The 22649-nt window shown below is 39.5% G+C and carries 22 protein-coding genes; 5 read left to right on the forward strand and 17 right to left on the reverse strand.

Annotated elements, in window-relative coordinates; translation table 11 throughout:
- Positions 1 to 2: 2 nt before the first annotated feature.
- The 3 genes from NYE58_RS35175 to NYE58_RS35185 all read right to left on the reverse strand — a co-directional run bounded on the left by NYE58_RS35175 (position 3) and on the right by NYE58_RS35185 (position 3924).
- Complete coding sequence (locus NYE58_RS35175) at positions 3 to 599, reverse strand: sensor domain-containing protein (protein WP_076220091.1); 597 nt, start codon at positions 597 to 599, stop codon at positions 3 to 5.
- A gap of 182 nt (positions 600 to 781) precedes the next feature.
- Positions 782 to 2572, reverse strand: coding sequence for a helix-turn-helix transcriptional regulator (locus NYE58_RS35180; protein WP_076220090.1), 1791 nt, complete (start codon positions 2570 to 2572; stop codon positions 782 to 784).
- Between the two features lie 215 nt (positions 2573 to 2787).
- Positions 2788 to 3924, reverse strand: coding sequence for a hypothetical protein (locus NYE58_RS35185; RefSeq protein ID WP_341004143.1), 1137 nt, complete (start codon positions 3922 to 3924; stop codon positions 2788 to 2790).
- A gap of 255 nt (positions 3925 to 4179) precedes the next feature.
- On the opposite strand from NYE58_RS35185, the gene NYE58_RS35190 reads away from it, so the two are divergent.
- The 3 genes from NYE58_RS35190 to NYE58_RS35200 all read left to right on the forward strand — a co-directional run bounded on the left by NYE58_RS35190 (position 4180) and on the right by NYE58_RS35200 (position 6964).
- Positions 4180 to 4788, forward strand: coding sequence for a LysE/ArgO family amino acid transporter (locus NYE58_RS35190; RefSeq protein WP_341004144.1), 609 nt, complete (start codon positions 4180 to 4182; stop codon positions 4786 to 4788).
- 166 nt (positions 4789 to 4954) lie between these two features.
- The gene (guaC, locus tag NYE58_RS35195; protein ID WP_036682307.1) at positions 4955 to 5938 is read left to right on the forward strand and encodes a GMP reductase; all 984 of its coding nucleotides are present in this window, start codon (positions 4955 to 4957) and stop codon (positions 5936 to 5938) included.
- Positions 5939 to 6073: 135 nt separating this feature from the next.
- A complete protein-coding gene (locus NYE58_RS35200; RefSeq protein ID WP_076276293.1) occupies positions 6074 to 6964 on the forward strand; it encodes a diacylglycerol/lipid kinase family protein in 891 nt (296 codons plus the stop codon).
- 103 nt (positions 6965 to 7067) lie between these two features.
- Here the strand turns inward: NYE58_RS35200 and NYE58_RS35205 are convergent, their stop codons facing one another.
- The 3 genes from NYE58_RS35205 to NYE58_RS35215 form a co-directional block, all read right to left on the reverse strand.
- Entirely contained in the window at positions 7068 to 8249 is a 1182-nt protein-coding gene (locus NYE58_RS35205; RefSeq protein WP_076124195.1) for a multidrug effflux MFS transporter, read from the reverse strand.
- Positions 8250 to 8521: 272 nt separating this feature from the next.
- Positions 8522 to 9058, reverse strand: coding sequence for a DUF2798 domain-containing protein (locus NYE58_RS35210; protein ID WP_076124197.1), 537 nt, complete (start codon positions 9056 to 9058; stop codon positions 8522 to 8524).
- A complete protein-coding gene (locus NYE58_RS35215; RefSeq protein WP_076276294.1) occupies positions 9055 to 9621 on the reverse strand; it encodes a TetR/AcrR family transcriptional regulator in 567 nt (188 codons plus the stop codon). Before NYE58_RS35215 ends, NYE58_RS35210 begins: the two co-directional genes overlap by 4 nt.
- Positions 9622 to 9832: 211 nt before the next feature.
- Here NYE58_RS35215 and NYE58_RS35220 point away from each other — a divergent pair, with 211 nt between their 5' ends.
- Positions 9833 to 10231, forward strand: a complete 399-nt coding sequence (locus tag NYE58_RS35220) for a hypothetical protein (protein WP_076276295.1) — start codon at positions 9833 to 9835, stop codon at positions 10229 to 10231.
- Positions 10232 to 10298: 67 nt separating this feature from the next.
- Here the strand turns inward: NYE58_RS35220 and NYE58_RS35225 are convergent, their stop codons facing one another.
- The 7 genes from NYE58_RS35225 to NYE58_RS35255 all read right to left on the reverse strand — a co-directional run bounded on the left by NYE58_RS35225 (position 10299) and on the right by NYE58_RS35255 (position 17831).
- Positions 10299 to 11711: an alanine/glycine:cation symporter family protein gene (locus NYE58_RS35225; RefSeq protein ID WP_341004147.1), complete on the reverse strand. Its 1413-nt coding sequence runs from the start codon at positions 11709 to 11711 to the stop codon at positions 10299 to 10301.
- A gap of 618 nt (positions 11712 to 12329) precedes the next feature.
- Positions 12330 to 14132 (reverse strand): ABC transporter ATP-binding protein, encoded by a 1803-nt coding sequence (locus tag NYE58_RS35230; RefSeq protein WP_076276297.1) that lies wholly within the window; start codon positions 14130 to 14132, stop codon positions 12330 to 12332.
- Entirely contained in the window at positions 14125 to 14523 is a 399-nt protein-coding gene (locus NYE58_RS35235; protein ID WP_076220710.1) for a hypothetical protein, read from the reverse strand. Before NYE58_RS35235 ends, NYE58_RS35230 begins: the two co-directional genes overlap by 8 nt.
- Before the next feature lie 29 nt (positions 14524 to 14552).
- The gene (locus NYE58_RS35240) at positions 14553 to 14966 is read right to left on the reverse strand and encodes a hypothetical protein (RefSeq protein ID WP_076220711.1); all 414 of its coding nucleotides are present in this window, start codon (positions 14964 to 14966) and stop codon (positions 14553 to 14555) included.
- Positions 14967 to 14988: 22 nt separating this feature from the next.
- Positions 14989 to 15462 (reverse strand): hypothetical protein, encoded by a 474-nt coding sequence (locus NYE58_RS35245; protein WP_076220712.1) that lies wholly within the window; start codon positions 15460 to 15462, stop codon positions 14989 to 14991.
- Between the two features lie 16 nt (positions 15463 to 15478).
- Positions 15479 to 16720, reverse strand: coding sequence for a cysteine desulfurase family protein (locus tag NYE58_RS35250; RefSeq protein WP_081387424.1), 1242 nt, complete (start codon positions 16718 to 16720; stop codon positions 15479 to 15481).
- A 523-nt stretch (positions 16721 to 17243) separates the two neighbouring features.
- Positions 17244 to 17831, reverse strand: coding sequence for an NAD(P)H-dependent oxidoreductase (locus NYE58_RS35255; RefSeq protein ID WP_036682318.1), 588 nt, complete (start codon positions 17829 to 17831; stop codon positions 17244 to 17246).
- Between the two features lie 121 nt (positions 17832 to 17952).
- Here NYE58_RS35255 and NYE58_RS35260 point away from each other — a divergent pair, with 121 nt between their 5' ends.
- A complete protein-coding gene (locus NYE58_RS35260; RefSeq protein ID WP_076124207.1) occupies positions 17953 to 18390 on the forward strand; it encodes a MarR family winged helix-turn-helix transcriptional regulator in 438 nt (145 codons plus the stop codon).
- Between the two features lie 448 nt (positions 18391 to 18838).
- Here NYE58_RS35260 and NYE58_RS35265 read toward each other — a convergent pair whose 3' ends face one another.
- The 4 genes from NYE58_RS35265 to NYE58_RS35280 form a co-directional block, all read right to left on the reverse strand.
- A complete protein-coding gene (locus NYE58_RS35265; RefSeq protein WP_076220470.1) occupies positions 18839 to 19720 on the reverse strand; it encodes an SMI1/KNR4 family protein in 882 nt (293 codons plus the stop codon).
- Between the two features lie 222 nt (positions 19721 to 19942).
- On the reverse strand, positions 19943 to 20860 hold the full coding sequence (hprK, locus tag NYE58_RS35270; RefSeq protein ID WP_076140599.1) for an HPr(Ser) kinase/phosphatase: 918 nt from the start codon (positions 20858 to 20860) through the stop codon (positions 19943 to 19945).
- A gap of 118 nt (positions 20861 to 20978) precedes the next feature.
- Positions 20979 to 22055 (reverse strand): ankyrin repeat domain-containing protein, encoded by a 1077-nt coding sequence (locus tag NYE58_RS35275; protein WP_076124213.1) that lies wholly within the window; start codon positions 22053 to 22055, stop codon positions 20979 to 20981.
- A 300-nt stretch (positions 22056 to 22355) separates the two neighbouring features.
- Positions 22356 to 22640 (reverse strand): alpha/beta-type small acid-soluble spore protein, encoded by a 285-nt coding sequence (locus NYE58_RS35280; protein WP_076179251.1) that lies wholly within the window; start codon positions 22638 to 22640, stop codon positions 22356 to 22358.
- Positions 22641 to 22649: the final 9 nt, after the last annotated feature.

Genomic DNA, 22649 nt, shown 5'->3' on the forward strand with positions numbered 1-22649 from the left:
GTTTATCTTCTAGCAAAATCCTTCACTAAACGCCGCGTATACCTGCCGATCATCTTTACCAGACTGTTTCCGAGATAAGCACCTATCCATAGAGACACTGCACCTAACAACATGAAGAAAAGTGAGATGTTTAATGTTTTATTTTCAATCCCAAATAGCGATATAGAGGACACATCTAATAAATACAGGACAGGTGACAACAAGAGAATAATAGGGGTCAAGTAAAAAAGAGTGGCACAAATGAGACTGATCATGCCGATTCCAAACTGCAACATCAACCCTAAAATCGCTCTCCAGTTATGTTCATCCAGAAACTCTGCCTTAACCCTTTCCCACAAGCTGCCTTCTTCTTGAGATCGGGTTGGGAGCGTGCGAACCGAGATATCCGTATAGACTTTAGTTCGAATTCGCTCATGCTGTAAAAAAGTCTCGGTAGAACGCAAAACATAATAAAGGATCGGGATCCCCACTAAGGTGAAGGACATCGAAACTCCAAAGGTAATGCCCACCAAATAAAAACAAAAGTAAAATAGCCCTGTGGCAAAAGTAATTAATAAGAAACAAAAATTTCTCACATGTTTCCGGATTATTTGATTCATGCTTTTCTCTCCCTCTCTGCAATAAAAATTGTTCATTTCTAAGTAACACCTATGCTAGTGCTTTTGGTGTAAAATCGACCAGTGCCATAATGTCATATGACAAAAAAAACACCCTACTGCCTACTCCCACAAGGGAAAGCAAACAATAAGGTGCTTATCAATTTCAAATACTTCGGTCAGGATTAATCCGAAATGCCAAAAGCCTTCTCGACTGCCTCCTCACGGTTTCGTACCCCGAGCTTGGCATAGATGGTGGACGCGTAATTTCTCACCGTTCCATCGGACAGATATAGTTTAGCGGCAATAGATTTATAACGCATTCCCTTCGAGAGGCATTCTAGAATCTCCAGCTCACGCGGGGTCAGTCCATATTCATTACTCTTCTCTGTCGGTGGTGCCTCTGAAGCTGGATGCATCTCATAGTGATCAATTAATACATTCGTAATATCGGGTGTAATCATCTTTACGCCCCGATGTACAAGACGTATTCCTTCGAACAGCTCCTGCGGCTCGGTAGACTTTAGCAAGTAGCCATCTGCCCCGTTTTGCAGTGCTTCGACAGCCATATCTGCTTCTTGAAAAGTAGTCAGGATCAACACTCGTACCCCTGGCCACTTTTGCTTAATAAGCTTGGTCGCTTCCGCACCGTCCATGCCCGGCATATTTAAGTCCATCAGCACCACGTGAGGTTGTTCCTGCTCGCAGAAGCTTATCGCTTGTTCACCATTCTCAGCTAACCCATTGATCACAAAATCCGGCTCCTGCTCTAGAATAATTCGCAAGCTATCCCGGATATAGGGTTGATCATCTACCAGCAATAAACGAATCGTTTCCTCCTGTATCTCTTCAAGCCTTGGTAAACTGCAGGTCACTAAGGTCCCTTCCCCTGGCTTAGAGTAGAAATACACTTGTCCTTGCAAGTTGGAGGCACGCTCCTTCATCGCATTCACACCAAATCCTGCTTTTAAATCTCCAGTGCCTAATCCATTATCCTGCACATCCAGCCGAATCAGCTTCTCTTCATAATGTAAGCTGATGACAATTTCACTGGCCTGACCATGACGTACAGCGTTGGTTATCGACTCCTGCAAACATCTGTATAATGTCATTTGGGCCTGCTTAGATACTGTATACGGCTCTCCGAATGTTCTTAAGCGAATCTTAACCTTGGAGAAGGTCTGGAAATCATCCACTAATTTCTGCAGGGACTGCATTAGCGTCAATGAATCCTCCGAAGCGCCCACATGGTGCAAATATCGCCGAACATCATCCAAGCCATTGCGGGTTAACTTTAACAAGGCATCTATTTTGTGCTCCCCTTCAGAAGTATTCACCTCCGAACGTAAAGTCTCTAGCCCCATAATAATTGAAGTATAAGAATGCCCCACCGTATCATGCAGATCTTTGGATAAACGATCTCGTTCTTCCAGAAGTGTCATACGTTCAACTTGCGAGATGTACTGCTCTAAAACAGCATTTTGGTCCTTAATAATTCTGCCCTGCTTGTGGTTCACCACCAGTAAATGAAAAGCAAACCCAAGCGTATACACCAAACCCATGTTAACAATCATCGATACAGCATCCATTTGTTGTGACAATCTAGATAACATAATTGGAATCAAAATAACCGTGATCGGAGCTGTCCAACGATAGGACTTCTGTGCACTATTGCTGGCGATCATAAAAGCGATAGGCAGAAAAGTTACGTACGATTCAGGAAACAAAGCAGCCAAATATAAACAAAGCCCACCCGAAAAAAGGATCTCCGCTATCAGATAATACTTGTAATGCAGCTGCAAACAAAACCAAGGCACAGAAAAAGAGACCACGCCCCAAACAAACGCGATCCAGAAAGGAATCGTAAAATCCTCCGAAAGATAACACATGGTGACCAAAAAAGAAGTAGAAAAACAAATCCGAAACAGGAGGACGAGCCAATCGTACCAGAACCACTGTTTGACCAGATTAAACAAGGCATTTCCCCCTATATACTCTGCTGACTTAATCTTTATTATAGTGTAACCCCTTAAGGGCTCACTAGTTACAAAAAGTCATGAGTTGAAATGACATTTTTACTAATGGTGTAATTAGTGAATAGGTAGCCTTGTATACTTAGCATTAACGTAAAAAGGATGCCAACCCATTTAGGGAGGCATCCTTGATCAATCATATTCTTTAATACCAAGACTTAAAACTTAATTCTTGAAAATCCTTTGTCTGTCTTTACATATCCCACGCTATTCCCCACATAATTGAAATTAAAATTATCCTTCAGCCTGAAAGTATAATCTACTGCGAGCGTTTTAGGATTTAAAATATATGTTGCAGAACCAGGAAAGCTAAGCTCAATATTACCATCCTGTAATTGATATAACGAAACAAAAAATTCCGTCTCATCTTGTAGGGCTACTGTCTTAACCAATCCTTTTACATTATATAAGGACAGCTTACCATTGGCATAAATCCCATATACCTCTCCCAGGGATGATATGACAGCATTACCTGCGACATCTCTACCCCACAGCAATTTACCTTTAGAGCCAAAACCAAATAGTCGGTTCCCTGTTTTGGGAAGATTAGCCCGAATTAGTACGGTCCCATCGGTGAGCACCTCGTTGTAATCGACTTCTGTATACGAATCCGCAGGCAACTGGTATGTAAATACTGAATTTAGCGAAGAATCAAGAGCCTGGATTCGCGAGCCTTTCCCACTTCCGTAATTTGTTTGAATGAGGATACGATTCCCTTTCCCTGCTACCGTCCCTTTGTAAGTTACGTTTTTTATTTTAGTTCCATTTTTATTAATTAAGGTTAGGGACCCAGAATAATTACCGGAACCATCAAACTCTCCTCGGGATGCAAAGACTAAATTGCCGTTATCAAGTCTATACAAGTATCCCTCTGCTTGAGATAAATTCACCTTCCATTTCCGTTTCCCGTCAGCTCCCACCGCGTAGATTTGAGTTGCGTCAGGAGAAAGATTATCTGTAAAAGTTATGTATACCGTTCCATCTGGTGACACTAAATATTCTTTGGATTCACGAAACATCGATGTACCAGGGTCTGCAAAATTAACCGACCACTTCAGCTTTCCAGTCTGTGTGTCATATGATTTCAGCGTATCCACTAACCATATCTTAGTTTGAGTAGCATGCTCTTCTTTGGTGTGTAGATACACTGTGTTTAATTTAGTAACCTCCATAGGATTGCCTTCCACACTCTCCAGCTCTCCCACAACATTCAGCTGACTCCATTGGGCATTCGGTAATTTGGTTACTGCTGCTGCAGCTTCTACAGTGCCAGAGGTCACCGTACTTGTAGTCATCAACAAGAGAGCAACCAACCCTGTAAATATTCCTTTTTTCAAAAATATCAACCTTTCTTTCCATATATAGTATGCATTCTGTTACTTTACTACCTTTTCTAAGGGACAACAAGATTATATTAAGCAGCTTTTTAAATCAAAACACAGACTGTATGATAGTACATATTATTTGTCCATAAAATTGTAGTAGACCAATTGAACCAATAGGACAGCAAATTCTATAAAGTATGAACACTATCGGAGGAATAATAAACTATGTTAGCCGCACTACTTCATGGCATTGCACTGGCCTTTGGATTAATTCTTCCACTTGGCGCACAAAATGTCTTTGTATTTAACCAAGGGGCCTCGCAGCCACATTTTAAAAAAGCCATTCCCGTTATTGTTACAGCCGCTTTATGCGATACCCTGCTTATTTTATTAGCCGTATTAGGTGTTTCAGTCCTTGTGTTTGCCATCCCCGTTCTGCAGACCGCTTTATTTGCTGTAGGACTTTTATTTCTTTTGTATATGGGATGGTCTATCTGGAAAAGTACACCTACATCGTCAGCGCAAGACGCAACCCCTCTATCCTCTAAAAAACAAATCCTGTTCGCGCTGTCCGTTTCTTTATTAGATCCACATGCGATTTTGGATACTATTGGCGTCATCGGCACTAGCTCACTTAGTTACACAGGCGTAGACAAAGTTGTATTTGCTGGCGCGACTATCCTAGTGTCATGGATTTGGTTCTTTGGGCTGGCTGTAGCCGGAAAAACCGTAGGACAAATCGACTCCAGCGGCAAAATCATGCGGATTATTAATAAGATCTCCGCGATCATTATTTGGATTGTTGCTGCTTATATTGCCTTCAAGCTTTTTTAAATGGAGGAAAAAGAATGCTGTACACCAATTTGCCGTATAATTATGTCCAATTTACACCATAATGTACTAGAATTTTGACTTACGGCGCAGAATGAGGTACATTACAATTTGGACGAACAATTAACAAACCAAAATACTATAATGTTCGCATTTAGAGGTGTAAATTATGAAAGAAGTATTCGATTATGAAGATATTCAATTAATTCCTGCAAAATGTATCGTAAACAGCCGTTCGGAGTGTGATACATCAGTCACCCTCGGTGGGCATAAATTTAGATTGCCGGTGGTACCTGCCAACATGCAAACCATCATTGATGAGAAGATCGCTATCTCCTTGGCGCAAAATGGCTATTTCTACATTATGCATCGTTTTGAACCGGAGAAACGTACGTCTTTCATCAAAGACATGCACTCCCGTGAATTAATCGCATCCATCAGCGTCGGAGTTAAAGAAGAAGAGTATGATTTCGTCGAACAATTATCCAAAGAACAGCTGGTTCCGGAATTCATTACAATTGATATTGCACACGGCCATTCCGAAGCAGTTATTCGGATGATCAAACATATTAAACAATACCTGCCTGCTAGTTTTGTTATTGCAGGAAATGTAGGAACACCTGAAGGCGTTAGAGAATTAGAAAACGCTGGAGCTGATGCTACTAAAGTTGGGATTGGACCAGGGAAAGTATGTATCACTAAGATCAAAACTGGATTCGGTACAGGCGGCTGGCAGTTAGCTGCACTACGCTTGTGTGCCAAGGCTGCAAGCAAGCCAATTATTGCCGATGGAGGCATTCGCACACACGGTGATATCGCTAAATCCGTACGATTCGGCGCTTCTATGGTCATGATTGGTTCACTATTTGCCGGTCATGAGGAATCTCCGGGTGAAACCATTGAAATCGCTGGGAAGCTCTATAAAGAATACTTTGGCTCCGCTTCAGAATACCAAAAAGGTGAAAAGAAGAACGTCGAAGGTAAAAAAATTGCGGTTGAGCATAAAGGGGCTTTAGCAGAAACCCTAAGAGAAATGGAGCAGGATCTTCAATCCTCCATCTCTTATGCAGGTGGCAATAAATTAGAGGCTATCCGTAATGTGGATTACGTTATCGTTAAGAACTCCATTTTTAATGGAGATAAAGTCTATTAATTGAACAAACAGGTGAGCAGGATGACTTAGGTCAATCTTGCTCATCTTTTTTTATGAGAACGAGTTCTGCCGGTCTACTTTGGGGTAATGGTAAGAATAAACTCCTACTAGATCACAATAGAGAGGATTATCCTTATGCGGCAAGCTATGATTATTATTAACCCCTCCTCCGGCAAAGAAGAAGCCAGCCAATATGTCAGATATGCAACAAGAGTTCTAAGTGATCAAGACTACTCCGTTACGATCAAGGAGACGGCAAAAGAACTAGACGCCACTCGTTATTCCATCGCTGCTTGTGAGGAAGGTTATGATCTGGTGATCTCCATCGGCGGGGATGGCACGCTTCACGAGACCATTAATGGTCTTATCGATCAGGAACACCACCCAAAGTTAGGTGTGGTTCCTTTAGGAACGGCTAATGATTTCGCCCGTGCATTACAAATTCCACTGAATCCCGAAATAGCCATTCAAGCCCTTGCCTCCTCAAATTTAAAAACAGTAGATATCGGTCGCTTAAATGATCGCCTATTCGGCAACGTGGTTGCTGTAGGTTCAATTGCCGGAGCATTATCCTCTGTATCCTCCGAAGATAAAACCAAACTCGGCTCATTGGCATACTTAAAAGAAGGTCTTAAACAACTTACAAGCCCTACAGCCCACCCCCTTGTCATTCACCATGATGGACAAACGTGGCAAGGAGACTCCTTACTCTTTCTCGCCGTATTAACCAACTCAGTCGGCGGGTTCGAGAATCTAATACCGGATGCTGCGGTTGACGACGGTCTGCTTCATTGTTTTATTATTTTGGACCTCAGTATATTCAATACCATTACAGCCAGTATATCTTTACTGCTGGGTACCCTCAAGGATCATAAAGATGTTGTCTATTTCACAGCCCACAATGTAAGTGTAAGCTCTCCAGAAACCGTAAGAACCAATGTAGATGGCGAAGAAGGTCCAACTTTGCCTATTACGCTGAGTGTTCTCCCTCGTCATATCCAAGTCATTGTGCCAGAAGTGGACTAACAAACAAAAAGCAGTCCGGAACTCAAAAAGTTCCAGACTGCCCTTAATTTATGGATGCCCCGATCCATATCTTTCTACTAATCCAATGACTAAGAAGTTATTTCTATTCCACTACAATAAATTTTTTGCCTAATAACCACATTCCGCCGCTAATTCCTAAGAAATAAATAGGCATCGTCAGTAATGAACCATTATGAAGAGCGCTCATTCCCCACGTCGCCAAGCTAACAAGCAAATAATAGCCCAAGCTGAATATCGCACCTGCTGTTCCTACAACATCCTGAAATTGAACAAGAGCAAGACTTAGACAATTAGGTAAAGCAATCCCTGCACCCATTAATAGGACAAACAGCGTTATTAGAATACATACGATCACTATCATATCCGGCAGCGAGTCAAGACTGCTTGCGATTGTTAATAGCAAGGCTCCGCTCGCCATTACTAGACAGCCGATATGGATTATTTTTTCTGGGGCATAGAGGGTTAATAATCTTTTGGAGATCATTGCGCCTACAATCGACGCCAAAGCCACAATAATGCCGAGAAAACCATAGACTCCTGGTGAAATCTGAAAGTGTTCAATAAATATAAAAGGAGCTTCAGCATAATAGCTGAACAAGATTCCGTTAATGCCTCCAATTAGTAATCCAAACACCAATACACGTGGCAATGCGAGCATTTTTTTGACTATAGGCAGAATAGCCACCTTTTTTCTCATGGAAACATCAGTGGTTTCTGGCAGCTTCCAAAAAGCATACATAAATAACAACACACTCATCATTACTAATGTAAAGAAAACCGCTCGAAAACCAAAAGCTTGATCCACCCATCCGCCAATTAACGGACCTACTGCGGGAGTAAAAGCAATGACCGCCGAGATTTGGGCAAACATAACATGCCGTTTATTCCCGGAGACACTCTCACGAAGAATGGTTTGGGTAATAATCGAACCTGTTGCTGCTCCAAACGCTTGTATAAACCGGCTGACTAACAGCAGATGAATGGATTCTGAGTAAAAACACATCAAGCTTCCCATACCGTATACAAGAAGTCCAGCCAGCATGGAAGATCTCCGCCCGATGAAGTCAGACAACCAACCCCAGCTAAAAACTCCTAAAGCAAATCCAATAAAATATATACTTAACGTTAACTGTACAGAACTATTGGTGGCCCCAAGTGCTACTGCGATATCCGGTAACGATGGAGTGTAAATCGTCTCACTAATTTGCGGAAAAGCCACAAGAACAATCATTAAAAGTAACGATGGTGCTGCATATTTTTTCATCTTATTTTCGCCCTCCTACAAGCTTATATCCTCGAACAACTACAAGAATATGAGCCTAGCTAGGGAAATGGGGGAATCATTATGGCAAGACGACTATAGATCATCATGTTAGAAAATCACCTTTCATTGTTATGCTTTCATTTTTTTATAGGAGGGCTTACCCGAAAGATATCGGGCAAAGATTTGAGTTTCAATTATTCAACCAAAACATCATTATACACGGTAATAGAAAAGCTCTCAAACGAATCGCTTCGCCTGAGAGCTTATTTAGGTTAGGAATTTTGTTCTGATAATCCATGTATAGTTACGCCAACAGCGCTGGATTTCTTTTTGTCCTGAGAAGCATGTAGCTTTACCATCACAAATCTTGCAAACGGCTGTATCAATATACTTTCAGCGAACAGTGCAATTAGGAAATTTCTTGGCCAATTGGCTAAGAAGTGATTAAACGTTTGAGAACTCAACCCGTTTCCGATAATGTCTCCAATAAACGTCATACAAAATGACATTCCTAGTACGGTGAATAGGATACGGAATAGGATTTTGGCGTTGAAGCTATCTGTAGGTTGTGTGAATATAGCTGTCAGCTTTTCGGCAATACGGCCAATAACAACAGGCTCAATAATCATGACAATTACCCAAATGATCGGAAACACCTTAAGAATCGTTAAGGCAACCTCACCATTAAATTCTCCAACCCCTAAAATGATATTTATTGAAGACATAAACAGTACCGTCAGTGTAGAAATGATTGCACCATATAATGCCCCCTCCTTAGCGTTTCTTGGTAATCTTGCTTCTTGATTCATGATGTTCTTCCTTTCAATATTGTCGGTAATAGTTTGGCGATAGTTTTTAAGGGAGTTGTAGATTTTTGCGTTAGGCACAACATCATCGCCCCTTCGATCGAAGCCGTCATCCACAATGCCATCTCGAAGGCTGATTCCTGCGAATAACCTTCAGTTACAAGCTTATCGCAGTAAATTCGTTCCATGTTCTCATAGAGCAAGCTACATGCCTGGCGAACAGGTTCACTCACCGTAGCCATTTCACTGACAATACTGCTAAAGGTATATCCGGTAATCGTGCCCTCGGTTTCTAAGTTGTGAATCAACTTGTCGATCATGGATTGTATAGCTTCTAACGTCGATGGATGCTTTTTAAAAATATCCTCAATATCTATCGTAATTGCTTCATTTAAGCCCTTTAAACAAGCAATTAATAGTTCTTCTTTTCCATTTGGAAAATGATGATAAAGCGCTCCTTTGGTCACATTACAGGCTTTTAAAATTTCATTCACGCCTACATTTTTATATCCTTTTTGCTGAAAAAGAAGTGTAGCTGTATCAATCATTAGCGATTTTGTATCCACAATAACGTACTCCCCCTAACATACCAACCGGTCTGTTTGTTATTATAACAATATAAAGTTGATTAATGTAAGTCTTTTTTGCTTTTTTTCAAAAAATATTTCATTATTTTCATTTATAACTGAAAACAGGATATGATCTAGTAAGTCTAGAAGTTAATGTGGAGTTCAAAACATAATTGTCGTTATGAATAAAAAAGAATAGGGTGTATATATGAAAAAAAACGCCTTAGTAATTATGCTGATAAGCTTGATTACTTTAATCTTTATCGCAGCTTGTAATGGTAATCAGAAAAAAGATGACTTTTTGACGCCATACCTTACTCAAGAAAATAAATCTTTTTCAATCCTAATTTTATCGGAGAACGATCGTTTTTTTGAGCAAACTAAAGAGCTTGAGGATATTTACAAGGAAAATATGACTTCTATCAGCAAAGCAGGTGTTATCAAAAAAGATTCGAAAGAGGGGGACCGCTTAAAAGAGGATTTGAAGACCAACACTTACCCTTCATATATCCTATTGGACAATAAAAAAGTGCTGCTTGTAAGCGAAAATATTGAGCAGTTTAAAATAGAGTCAAAACAAATCATAGAAGAAATTCTCAACAAATAATGCATAGACATTTAAGTGCCTACAACAAAAAGGGCTCAGTTTCCTGAGCCCGCAAATACTTACCCTACTATGTTTTTATCTCTGAAGAATTGTCCCAACATTCCACGTTCTCCAGACCCACTATGCTATCTTTATAAAAGACAGGGTCCTTCCCTGCGCGCTTCTGGCGCTTATAATCCTGCAGGGCGGCAAAGGCAACCTTAGATAATAGAAGAATAGCGATCAAATTCACGATGACCATGAAGCCCATAAATAAATCAGCCAAATCCCATACCAATTGGACCTTAGCCACGGAGCCAAAAATAATCATCGCCAAGACGCTGTATCTATAGATCAGTAATACTTTTTTATTGGAGTTCAAAAATTCTATATTGGTCTCACCATAATAATAATTTCCGATTAACGTACTGAAAGCAAACAACAAAATCATGATCGCTAGGGATCCAGAAGCCCACGAACCAATATGTTCGCTTAATGCCGCTTGTGTCAGCTTAATTCCATCCAGCCCTGGCTGTTTATACGCATCCGATAACAAGATAATAAAAGCAGTACTAGAACAAATAAGTAACGTGTCTGTAAGTACACCCAGCGCTTGCATCAGCCCTTGTTTCACCGGATGACTAGTTGTTGCAGTTGCCGCAGCATTAGGAGCACTACCCATCCCCGCTTCATTGGAGAATAGTCCTCTTTTCACCCCTTGCAAAATAACTGCCCCAAAAGATCCCCCTGCGATTTGCTCAAATCCAAAAGCACTTTTCACAATAATCGCCAGAATCGCCGGTATTTCCGTAATATTAATTAACATAATAATAACAGCAGCCCCAATATAGATCCCTGCCATTACCACTACAATATATTCGGACATTCTAGCAATACGTTTAACCCCACCAAAGATAACAGCAGCAAATGCAGCAGCGACTACAAGTCCAAGAATCACCCGATTAGTGCCAAATGAATTCTCAAAGGCCACTGTAATCGTATTGGATTGAACTGCATTAAATACAAGACCAAAGGATAACGTGATCAGAACCGCAAATACCGCGCCCATCCAACGTTTTTTCAGGCCTTGCTCCATATAATAGGCGGGCCCCCCACGAAATCCAGTCTTGTCCTTCACTTTATACACCTGTGCCAGAGTACTTTCAATAAATCCGGACGCTGATCCAATAATAGCTATGACCCACATCCAAAAAACAGCCCCTGGTCCACCTATTGCTATAGCAATTGCGATCCCTGTAATATTCCCTGTCCCAACCCTTGCTGCCATACTGATACAGAAAGCCTGAAATGACGAAATGGAATCTTTTGACCTTTCATTGGACTCTTTAAGGACCCTAAACATTTCTTTAAACATGCTAAACTGAACAAACTTCGATCGAATGGTGAAATAAATTCCACAAACAATAAGCAGAACCACCAAAATCTTCGACCAAAGAAAGTCATTTGTTGCGCTAATCATACTGTCTAACATTTGTTGCATGTAAATCCGCCTCTCCATTGTGTCGATACCCAGTTGCTGAACCTTAAGTTACATAGTATTTTCAAATATAACAGCCCTTATTTCAAAAGCCAACAAAAAAAATTAGCCAGCAACAATAAAATGGTTCTGGCTAGTCAAATATATATTTGGCATTTAACATTTAGAATTGGAGACACAACTGTTCAGCCGTATTTCATTAATCCATCGGATGAAGCCTTGAACCACTTTACGGATTTTTAGTACCGAGTTAAAGAAGACTCTAATATTTGGGTCGTTCACCGGTTAGTCGTGAACCGACACTGTACCCTATAAAAATGGCAACCAATTCTTCTTCCGAAGATTTAGTTGCCATTGTATTAATTGATGATTAAAACAATAAGAAGATGCCAGTTCCCTAAGGACAACACGAGATAAAAGTTGAACTCACATATGAACTGCAAGTGGAACACTTGCCATCACAATAAGATCCACCAAAAGTAACACAGGTTACTGTTGCTGCAATCTCTGAGCATCTGTACGTTTGTCTATACTTTGAACGTCTTCCACTACACGGTGTATCATAACAATCTTCATATTCGCCGCATATCGGTCCCATCTTCTCACCTCCTTTCAAGATTATTATTTCACATTTAAATCAAATGGCTCTTTTTGAGCAGTGAACATAGCAGCATACACTCCTCTTGATTCCAACAGACTAGCATGATCTCCAAATTCTACAACTGCCCCTTTATCAAGAACAATTATTTTATCCGCTTTCTTACAATTGGCTAAACGATGAGTAATAATAATTGCTGTCTTCCCAGAGCACATCTCAAAAAAAAGATCGAACAGCTTTCTTTCAGATAAAGGGTCCATTGCAGATGTAGGTTCATCCAATAAGAATATATCCGCCTCTTTGATAAGTGATCTTGTCAGAGCCACTTTCTGCCACTGCCCTCCAGAAAGCTCGGTTCCATTTCCGTATACTCTTCCTAATAATGAATCTTTACCTGCAGATAATTGTTTAGAAATTATGTTGTAATCTTCGAATGTATTTTGCCTCTCCAATTTATTCAAATCATTCAACGAATTACTTCGATGAAACAACACATTTTCTACCAAAGTAAATTCATACTTAACATAATTTTGAAATAAAACAGTTAATTTACTCCACACCTTATTTGCATTTTTCTTAGTCACTTTTTTGTGGTCATAGAAAACAGAACCCGAAGTCGGCTCATAATAACCTATAAGACATTTCGCTAAAGTGCTTTTTCCTGATCCGTTTTCTCCTACGATTGCTACCGTTTCTCCAGCTTTTATACTGAATGATATATCTTTTAATACTGAATTAGCCTGTCCGGGATATTGAAAAGATAAATTCTTAACGGTAATTTCATCTTGCAAGTTTATTTCGTATTGATCAGAAGCTTCCTCTATATAATCTTTTTCCTTTGAGCAGAAAACAAAATCATAAAACTCTTCAACTACAAACGAGTTCCCATAGATAGACCCGGCGTCATTTACTAATGAAATGATTCCTGCCATGCTAGACGTAAACAAAGAGGAGTACGCAATATATTCACCGATTGTCATCCCATCATGAGTTCCAAAATAAATTAATCCAAAAAAATAAAATGTATTAAATAAATGGGTAAGGTTAGAAAATAGTCTTTTCTTTGATGTAACACTTTTAGTTAACTTATACTGGTCATTTGATGTTTTCCAATACAGCGATTTCCATTTATCCAGAAGAAACTGACCATGATTGTATATCTTCAATTCCTGTTGAGCTTCTCTATCCTTGAATAAATTAATTAGATACCCCGCTCTTCTCACGTCTAATGACTGTGCAAATCCTTGAAGATACTGATCTTTTGAGGCCTTAAGATAAATAAAGAGACTAGGAATAATCAAGATAACAAGAACAATTCCTAGGCTCCAATTAATTCTCACTAACAAAATTAAATAAGAGATTAAAATAAATACGTTTTTCAATAATCCCAATAATGAAACAAATGTACTTATACATTTTGATCCTAAACCACTGATTCTCTCAAGCAGGTTATAATTGTTAGTATCCTCAAAATAAATTACAGGTGTGTCCATTAACTTATGAGCCTTCATATCTTCTAAGTAGTAATCGGCATTTTGGTTAAGACGTTTAATGAGTAGCATTTTCCAATCAATAATAAAACTAGAAATAACCAATAATGAAATATTTAAACTAAAAAAGAAAATTAAGTTCTCAGTTAATTTTCCAAATTGGAACACATTGCTTATAGAATCAGTTAGTTTACTGATAATATAAATCTGTGCTGCCGGAATACAGCTTTCAATGAAAAAAAGAATACTAAGAATTAGAACTTTCTTTTTCTGATTTAAAGTGGCCTTATGAAAAAGGACGCAATGCTTATGAACATTTTGATATACATTATTCATTCCTATCCAGACCAATATAAAGTGGATATTCTGCAATGACTTGTCCATGTATGCACATTTTATATATGTAATTCCCCTCTTGGACTATAGGGTAATTCACTTGAATACTAGTATCTCCACCTGGAAACATGTATTGGGGTCTATAATTTTTTATGGGAAAGAGAGAAGAATTCATATCAATTTTCCCATCAGGTGCATAGACATCTAAATATCCCTCTTCTTCATACTCAGGAAACGGCAGCTGCAATTTAATTAAAACAAACGTTTTGATAGAGCAAGGTAGATATGAAACGTTAACTCTATTCAAAATATGTTCCATTGTATGAGAGCCAGTATCGTGACTATAAAAGCCAGAGGATGCTACAAATAGACTTGCCTTCACTGAATCCATATATTCCTCCACACCCTTTAGATAGTACTTTAATCAAAGTCATGTAAAAATCTTAATAATTCATCTATATTTTCCGTATACTGTTCTCTGATAACCTCACCTGCAGAGTTTACTTGCACACATGTAGGAGTATTAACAATGCCTAATTGAATATAAGGACTTGTATAAGATATTACTGGAAAATCAAAGCCCAACTCATTTATTAAAGTCTCATTATCTGCTTCTTCTCCATCGGTTACCAATATAAACTCACCGTTTAATTCAACTTGTGATAATTTGGGTATAACATCGACACAATGCAGGCAGCTGAAGGAAACCATACAATAAATTGTTTCCTTTGCTGGCAGAGGGATTTCTTCAAATATCTTTTCAAATCGTTTTTCCGCAGTTACTACTTCATCTTCTAAAAGAGTAGCTCTTTTCAAAACGTCTTTTAAAATCATCTCAAACCTCCTTATAAAAAAATTAATAATTTAAGAGGATCTTTCTGAGGGGCTGAGTCAAGATATCTAACATAAAATCCGCCCCACAGTTTTCAGCTTTTAAGATTTGCCCGAACTTATTAAGTGTAAATGCCTTTGGATAATTAAATATTAGTAATTCTTCTTTCATCCTCTGTTTACTAAGAGAGAATACACGAGCTCTATTTTGAAAATAAGAATTTAATTCCTTTACTGTATTTGCATCGACATTCATAAAAATCACTACATTAAGATTAGAGTGTTGGTTGATGTAGTCATCAATAACCTCCATAGCAACCTCGCAAGCTTTACATTCCATACTAAGAAAAACGGCAAGAATATGTTCATTGCGGATTAAATCAAGCAGTTTCCAGTCACTATTGTCAATATCAAAGTTCGATAAATAGTCTCCTACCTCAGGACTAAAGTTTCTAGGAGGCTTGAAAAGTGAATCTATCATTGATGTTTGCGTATTCATTAAATTTTCCTCCTAATTACGAGTAAATATTTTGTTCTTCAAGAGATTTATCTGCCAGAAAGGAGAATACTTTTTTTGTTTTTATTAAAATAACTGTTTGTTCTAGCGCTTCAATTAGGCGGTCGATATCTTCATCAGTAATTGACTCATGAAAGCTGAGTCTAATACTGCTGGAAGCTATAGCCTGATCATTGCAAATTGCCATTAGCACCCGACTTTCTTTACTCCCCTTAGAAGAACAAGCAGACTGTGACGATGCAATAATCCCCTTTTTGGCCAATATAGATAAAAAAATAGCTGAACTTGTAGCTGTATATGAAAAATTCAAAATATGGGGTGAACCTAAACCAGGACTTGGGCTATTGATGTGCAAACCGTCTATATTATGTAAAACTGAATAAACCCGTTTATATATCATTGTTAAAGAATTTAATCTCTCTTCTTGTTGGTTAACAGCTATCTTAATGGCTTCTTGCATACTCAGGACACCAGTAATGTTGGTTGTTCCTGGTCTAATACCAAATTCTTGATTTCCTCCAAACATAATAGGAGAGATATTGACATGTCCTTTCTTCATTAAAAGCCCCATCCCTTTTGGGCCTCCAATTTTATGTGCTGATATGGTATAAAGGTCTACGTATTCTAAAGAAATAGCTATTTTTCCAAATCCCTGTACTCCATCAACATGAAAATAAATGTGAGGATAATTTTTCAACAAATTCCCTATGTCTTCGATAGGTTGTATAGCACCTGTTTCATTATTTACTTGCATAATACTTACTAAAGCAGTGTTTTCTTTAATTGCTTCTTTCAAAGATTCAATATTCACCATTCCATTACAATCAACAGGTAAATAAGTTACGTCTACTCCCTGGTCATTTAAAAATTCTATACAACGTATAACAGAAGGATGTTCAATTTTAGTAGTGATGACATGGAGTCGTCTATTATTATTTTGTAATGCCCTTATAACACCAAATATAGCTAAGTTATTACTCTCAGTAGCTCCAGAAGTAAATATTAATTCAGAGGAATTCACACCTAATAAATTTGAAATAGAAATTCGTGCTTCATTAATTAGCTGCTCAATCTCTAAACCCATCATATGTGTCGAGGAAGGGTTTGCATAATATTCTAATGATGAACTCATTAAAACTTGTGAAACCATAGGATCAATTGGTGTAGAAGCACAATAATCAAAATACAGTGGAGTTAAGTTTATTTCTTCTGAGCCATTCTTTAAAATACCACTATTCAAACTAAATTCCTCCAATCCTATTATTTAAAATTAATTGTAATAATTTACTTTAATTCATATATATAAATATACATGCCATTTTTTGGTGAGTCAATCCAGGAATTACATCTATTTTTCACTTGCTTGGTTTTCAAATAACATGACTAAATTAAAATCATTATTCCATTCAGTAGCTTGAGGTTTTCACAAAAATTGGCCAGATCTCATAGTTACCGTACTGTGGACGTCCAATAACCGCTCAATGCTCCTCAATCTAGTACTTTATTTTTTCTATACACTGACTTCTGAATTTAAGCGAAACTAAATAACCAGTCACCGATTGATTTCCGGTGACTGGTTATTTTAAACTTATATAGTATTTTGATACCTCTCTAACAAAATGAGTAAGTCCTATGCAGTATGAATCAAATTTATGAATTTAGCATTTTTAGAGCTATATATTCGGCATTTAACATTGATGTTTTTTTTAAGAAGGACCTTTATGACGAGTCCAAATAATCATACAGCAGATATCTTTGAGGTATTAATTAGCCACAGCTTTAAAATATTGGTACACCTGATTTAACTTCTTATCATGTTTCCCTTTTGGACTCTCCATATTCCCAAATTCGAAAAACTTCACTTTCTTGATGCCACAATATTGAAATAGTGCTTTTCTCATCAGCACTTTATGGGAATTATTCAGCCAATATAAAGGATAAAGGGTCGGCCCCTTCATGCTGGAAATGCAAACCACAGACTTTCCTTTCAGCAGCCCTTCGGGGATGAGACCACCCTTTTCTCTGTAAGCGAAATTAGAAGCAAACATTTGGTCAATATAACCGAGCAACATCGCGGGAGGACGTCCCCACCAGATTGGATACACAAACACAATTTTATCGGCCTGACGAATCTGCTCCCGATACTTCTCGAGCTTGGGATCGATATGCATGTCTCTTCTACGTTTATTTTCATTAAATACCAGCACAGGATCAAATTGCTCTTCGTAAAGATCAAGGACCTCTATCTTCGTGATCTTTTGATTCTCATTACTTCCCTGAATGACTTTATTGAAAAAAGCATAACTTAAACTTTTATGATTCGGATGTGTATAGATGACTAAAACGTTCATTGCTCCACCTCTTTAATTATCATTTGATAACAAAATGGTATCACAACCGTTATTTAGTTGTCAAATGATAATTGTATTATGATAATTATTTTGTTAAGGTTTACAATAAGAGGTGATCCTTATGGACAAACAAGCGTTTTTTCAGAAAATTGTTACCTTTACGACAGCAGTCCATGAAGTAACATTTGACTTTACCAAAGATGTTAGACCGGAAGGCATTACTCCCGTTCAATATAGTATTCTGGAATATATTGCGGTTAGCCAGCCTGTTACCCTCAGCCAAATCAGCGATTGTAAGAATATCTCTATGCCGAATACCAGCCGTGAGCTGAAGAAATTAACAGAAAAAAACCTGTGTGAGAAGCTTGATGTCGCCGAGGACAGGCGTAAGCAAATGATCCGGTTGTCTGATGCTGGACAAGCGATGATGAACGAGGCTTTTGAACGGATCGGTGAACGTTTTCTAAACCGGATTAAAGAGGTTCCCCCAGAGGAATTAGCCGAGATTAACCATGCCCTCGATATCCTGCAATCTAAGGTGTTTAATACCCAGCAATGATCCGAGAAAAAGACAATAGAGCAGCGGTTCCCCATTAATGGGAGCACCGCTGCTCTGTGTTTTGGGTCGTTGGTTAGCTGACTCAAGAACGATTATTGGCTAGTTAAAGCCTGACGACTTCGAATCAGCCTCACCTTCAGCTAAATCGCCGAATCGTATTCGTCCACTGAGGCTTTCGGACCCAGATGACGTTATAGGCATGTTTTTAGCCTTTTGTGCGTAGTTTCGGACTCCAGCGACGCTATTCCTATGAATCGGGTTCATATTGGGTGTTTTTTATGCCAATAGCTGCTATACGGTCCGTTGGCATTCCAAATATGCGAAAAAGCTGCATTTAAGGTCAGCTGAGTCCGAAAGACGCTTCCCTAATAATCCCCTAATAGAAATAGGCACTCCTCTTAAGGAATGCCTTGATTGGATTATAAGTATTCTTAGCCAGCGAAACGGACTATTTCACCAGTCCGCTGATAAAGGTCTCAAAATTGTCAGCCAAACGTGTGATTTTGTATTTGTTATCCCGATCTACATGAATAACCTCAGGTTCGCCATCATTTCCGAATTCACGGTAATCCAGCATCACCACTTCATTCTCAGAAGGACAATCACAAATCACCACACCAACTTCAGGATAACGTCCATTTTCAATCACAGTCCGGCTGCCTGAAGCCCCACACAGCGACTTATTCTTATCTCGTCCAATTCCGAGGATACCAGAAATCGTAATAAATTCTCCTGTTCCCGGAATCGGATAACGATTGTTATGAGGAATTCCCCCATTATGTAACTTCATCATATCCACATAGGAAGCAGGCAGCTTGAAGACCAGCTCTTCTTGTACAGAAGTAATCAATGCATCTGAAGGCGGGTCAGAAATATATTCTGAGAACGCATACTCGCTGTCATCCCAGAAATTAGTGGCATCCAACGCTATTACAGGCTTCTTAGCAGGTTTGTTTACAGGCTTTTTCGCAGCTTTTTTAGCCAATTTACGTTTGATCCAGCCCAGAAACTCCAATGTGTCTTCATCATCAGGTTCCAGCTGATCGGCAATCGTAAACGCTTTTAAAGCTTCGTCATATCTTTTCAGATAATAATAAGAAACCCCGATACGGTAATGCCAGAGCGGGTCACCTTCACCCTCATCTTCAATGCTCAAATACTGCTCTAAAGCCTCTTCATATTGCCCGAGATTATTAAGCGCCCTGCCCAAATGACTAGTTAGAACATAATCTCTTTCCTCTTCAGGAATTTCCGTGATTGCATCCACGATTTCTTGAAATTCATCTTCCTCATGCCATTCATCCAATTTTGCCAATAACTCATCACTCATCATTAATACCTCCTATTAACGATCACTCAAAATACCTATTAGAAATTATACCATTTCTAACCTATGCCCAGCCAATAACGCATGTCCTAGCCCTATCAATCAAAAAGCAACTTCCCTTTTTGCTGTGAAAAACAGACCGCAGCGTTTATCTGCGGCCTGTTTTTCGTATACAGAAAACCATTTTAATTATGGTAACTATAATTGCTGCTTTCTATCCTGCCTTTACGACTGCATCCCGTTTTCGATCCTCTGCAGGAACTCTTCAGCGGCACTATAGCCAAGCTGCTTAAGGTACCAATTGTTCGCAGCCGCTTCGATCAGGCCAGCCACGTCACGGCCAGGCTGAAGCTGAATTTCAATATGCGGAATTTGCACGCCAAGATAGTCTGTGAACTGGGGTTCGATTTCGAGCTCATTATTCAAGGAATTCTCCCGCCATGGTGACAACTCGATGTCGAGTACAATTCGTGTCTCTTCCTGAAAAGCTCTACGCCCGTACTGCCGTACAACATTGATCAGACCAATACTGCGCAGCGCTAGGAATTCACGGGTCGTTTCATTATGCGTGCCGAGAAGCGTCGCCGGTCCCAGCTTCTTAAGCACAACTACATCATCGGCTACAAACCGATGGCCTCTTCTAATGAGCGTGTGAGCGGTTTCGCTTTTTCCGATCCCGGACTTGCCTCTCAATAGGACACCTATGCCAGACACGTTCACACACACTCCATGAATTGAAAGTTCTGGCGCCAGCGCCTTCACCAGATAAGTATCAATCTTTGCGATGAACTCTGACGTCGTCTCTTCCGTCCGAAGTAGTGGTATACCTTCTTGGTCGCAGAATAAAGTCAAATAGGGAATCTCCTGCTGACCCGTCGTCACAATAAAACATGGGGGATGATACTTAACGATATTGCCAATATGTAACTTGCGTTGCTCAACGCTTAGCTTTAGCAGATAATTGATTTCTTTACGGCCCAATACTTGTACTCGCTTCATGGGGAAAAAGTCGAAGTAACCCACGAACTCCAGGCCAGGTCTATGTGTCTTAGAGCGAGTGATCTCGCGGTCCATGCAGCTAGCACCCGCAAGCACTTCCAGCTTAAACGTTTCCGTAAGGCTTTGAACGGTAATCGATTTCAATGTTGTTCTCCTCCTGTGGCTACGTATTTTGAATACGTAATACGGTTACCGGGATATATTCAACGACGAATAGAATGATTCCTGCAAAAGAAATAGACAGATCATGAGATATTAACAACTATGTTCCTTCAAGAAAATTAATCAGGTATATCTCCGGTTGCGTGAGAAAATCTGCAAAACTACATAAATCCGCGTACGTCTGATGTTCCACGTCGTAACAGCCTATCAGGCCTTTTTTCTTCGGATTCCACATAAGCAGCAGATCAGAGTAATTATCTATATCGGCTGACAGACGGAGCAGCTTTTGCCGGCCGATTTTTATTTCAATGGTATCAGTTAATGTGAAAAAGTCGATATATCTAATTTCATATTCATTTTGTGTTAGCTCAAGACGCAGTTTTGTTCCAGTAAGAAAGCTAACCAATTCATCAGACAATTTATATTTTCTCAGCTCAAACTTCTTATTCTCGATATCATGAAATTCAGCCGGCTCTAACGATTTCAAAAAGTCAGCCAAAGCTGTATTCTTATTGCTCACAGCAATGGTGTAAGGGCGATCGCCATCTTTTTCCGCCAAGGTAACGTCTGCACCACGTTCAATCAAATATTGTACCATCGCTTGATTACCCATTCTTGTGGCAACCGTTAACGGAGTGGCTTGATAAGGATAGACCATATCGGAATTGTTGTAATTAATGTCCACCCCATGATCCAATAAATAAGCAACGGTCTTAAGGTCGTGATCTGACACTGCTTTGCGTAATACAGCCCCACCATGCTGCTTAATATCTAATCCTAGCTCATGTATGAGCGGGATATTGTTTTTGTTGCCATAGTAGGCCTGCGAATATGCACCTGACTTGACCTGATTAAGCTTGTCCAGTTTGGCCCCTTGTGCTGCAATATAGCGGACGATATCTTCTTTGCAATAGCGAACCGCGAGCAAAAAAGCCGGATTATTCTTCACATTCAGATTTACCCCGTGCTGTACCAGCAGCTTTATGACATCCATTCTCTCTGATATAAGCGCCAAATCTAACGGGGTTAACGTGGTATATTTGCTAAGGACGATGCCCTCTTCAATATCCCAGCCTGCTCTAATGGCAGCCTCTAATTCCGGAATATTTCCTTTGTAAATATGCATGGCCATTTGCGGCAGTTCCTCGAACTTCCCTATATCCTTCAGACGGATCATCTATTATCCACTCCTACTTCAAGTATTATGAAGAGTATAGAGAACCGTATAGTAAAAAACAATCCAAACTAAGGATGTTGTTCCAACAAGGAGGATTTATAATGTTCAGATCGGCAAGATTATTACTTCTATTTTTTATAATAAAAAGAAGCTCCGTAAATTCACGAAGCTCCTGTTTACGCAAATAATACTCTTTTACGTTCAATTCCCAATTACAAACACAGAAAGACGGTCTCAATTCCCTACAATATAGGACGAAAACCGCCTCCCGCGATCTCTGCAACATAAATTAGAAAAATGCTACTGCCTTTCCTGATCCACCAATTGCTGCTGTGCGAGACGAATCATTTCGCGGACCATCGATCCACCAATTTTACCGCCGATCTGGCCCACCGATTCTGTGCTCAAATGACCATTTTGACCGCGCTCCAAAGGGACACCCAGTTCTTTTGCAACTTCGTATTTCACATCATCAGGCCGCTCTGGATCTACATCATACCCCTCGCGCCGCATCACTTCCGCTTTAAAAATTTGCATTCCGCGGCTGGCTCCCGGCACTGCATATTTCCTGTTCCTTCTAGACATCCTTATCCC

Origin of the sequence: Paenibacillus sp. FSL L8-0708, assembly GCF_038009325.1 — a bacterium.
GTDB lineage: Bacteria > Bacillota > Bacilli > Paenibacillales > Paenibacillaceae > Paenibacillus_AQ > Paenibacillus_AQ odorifer.

Excerpts from the sequence above, each read along its gene's own strand:
- NYE58_RS35175 (WP_076220091.1), bottom strand. The coding sequence starts at position 599 with ATGAATCAAATAATCCGGAAACATGTGAGAAATTTTTGTTTCTTATTA.
- NYE58_RS35185 (WP_341004143.1), bottom strand. The coding sequence starts at position 3,924 with ATGACTACAAGTACGGTGACCTCTGGCACTGTAGAAGCTGCAGCAGCA.
- NYE58_RS35190 (WP_341004144.1), top strand. The coding sequence starts at position 4,180 with ATGTTAGCCGCACTACTTCATGGCATTGCACTGGCCTTTGGATTAATT.
- guaC (WP_036682307.1), top strand. The coding sequence starts at position 4,955 with ATGAAAGAAGTATTCGATTATGAAGATATTCAATTAATTCCTGCAAAA.
- NYE58_RS35200 (WP_076276293.1), top strand. The coding sequence starts at position 6,074 with ATGCGGCAAGCTATGATTATTATTAACCCCTCCTCCGGCAAAGAAGAA.
- NYE58_RS35205 (WP_076124195.1), bottom strand. The coding sequence starts at position 8,249 with ATGAAAAAATATGCAGCACCATCGTTACTTTTAATGATTGTTCTTGTG.
- NYE58_RS35210 (WP_076124197.1), bottom strand. The coding sequence starts at position 9,058 with ATGAATCAAGAAGCAAGATTACCAAGAAACGCTAAGGAGGGGGCATTA.
- NYE58_RS35220 (WP_076276295.1), top strand. The coding sequence starts at position 9,833 with ATGAAAAAAAACGCCTTAGTAATTATGCTGATAAGCTTGATTACTTTA.
- NYE58_RS35225 (WP_341004147.1), bottom strand. The coding sequence starts at position 11,711 with ATGCAACAAATGTTAGACAGTATGATTAGCGCAACAAATGACTTTCTT.
- NYE58_RS35230 (WP_076276297.1), bottom strand. The coding sequence starts at position 14,132 with ATGAATAATGTATATCAAAATGTTCATAAGCATTGCGTCCTTTTTCAT.
- NYE58_RS35235 (WP_076220710.1), bottom strand. The coding sequence starts at position 14,523 with ATGGATTCAGTGAAGGCAAGTCTATTTGTAGCATCCTCTGGCTTTTAT.
- NYE58_RS35240 (WP_076220711.1), bottom strand. The coding sequence starts at position 14,966 with ATGATTTTAAAAGACGTTTTGAAAAGAGCTACTCTTTTAGAAGATGAA.
- NYE58_RS35245 (WP_076220712.1), bottom strand. The coding sequence starts at position 15,462 with ATGAATACGCAAACATCAATGATAGATTCACTTTTCAAGCCTCCTAGA.
- NYE58_RS35255 (WP_036682318.1), bottom strand. The coding sequence starts at position 17,831 with ATGAACGTTTTAGTCATCTATACACATCCGAATCATAAAAGTTTAAGT.
- NYE58_RS35260 (WP_076124207.1), top strand. The coding sequence starts at position 17,953 with ATGGACAAACAAGCGTTTTTTCAGAAAATTGTTACCTTTACGACAGCA.
- NYE58_RS35265 (WP_076220470.1), bottom strand. The coding sequence starts at position 19,720 with ATGAGTGATGAGTTATTGGCAAAATTGGATGAATGGCATGAGGAAGAT.
- NYE58_RS35275 (WP_076124213.1), bottom strand. The coding sequence starts at position 22,055 with ATGATCCGTCTGAAGGATATAGGGAAGTTCGAGGAACTGCCGCAAATG.
- NYE58_RS35280 (WP_076179251.1), bottom strand. The coding sequence starts at position 22,640 with ATGTCTAGAAGGAACAGGAAATATGCAGTGCCGGGAGCCAGCCGCGGA.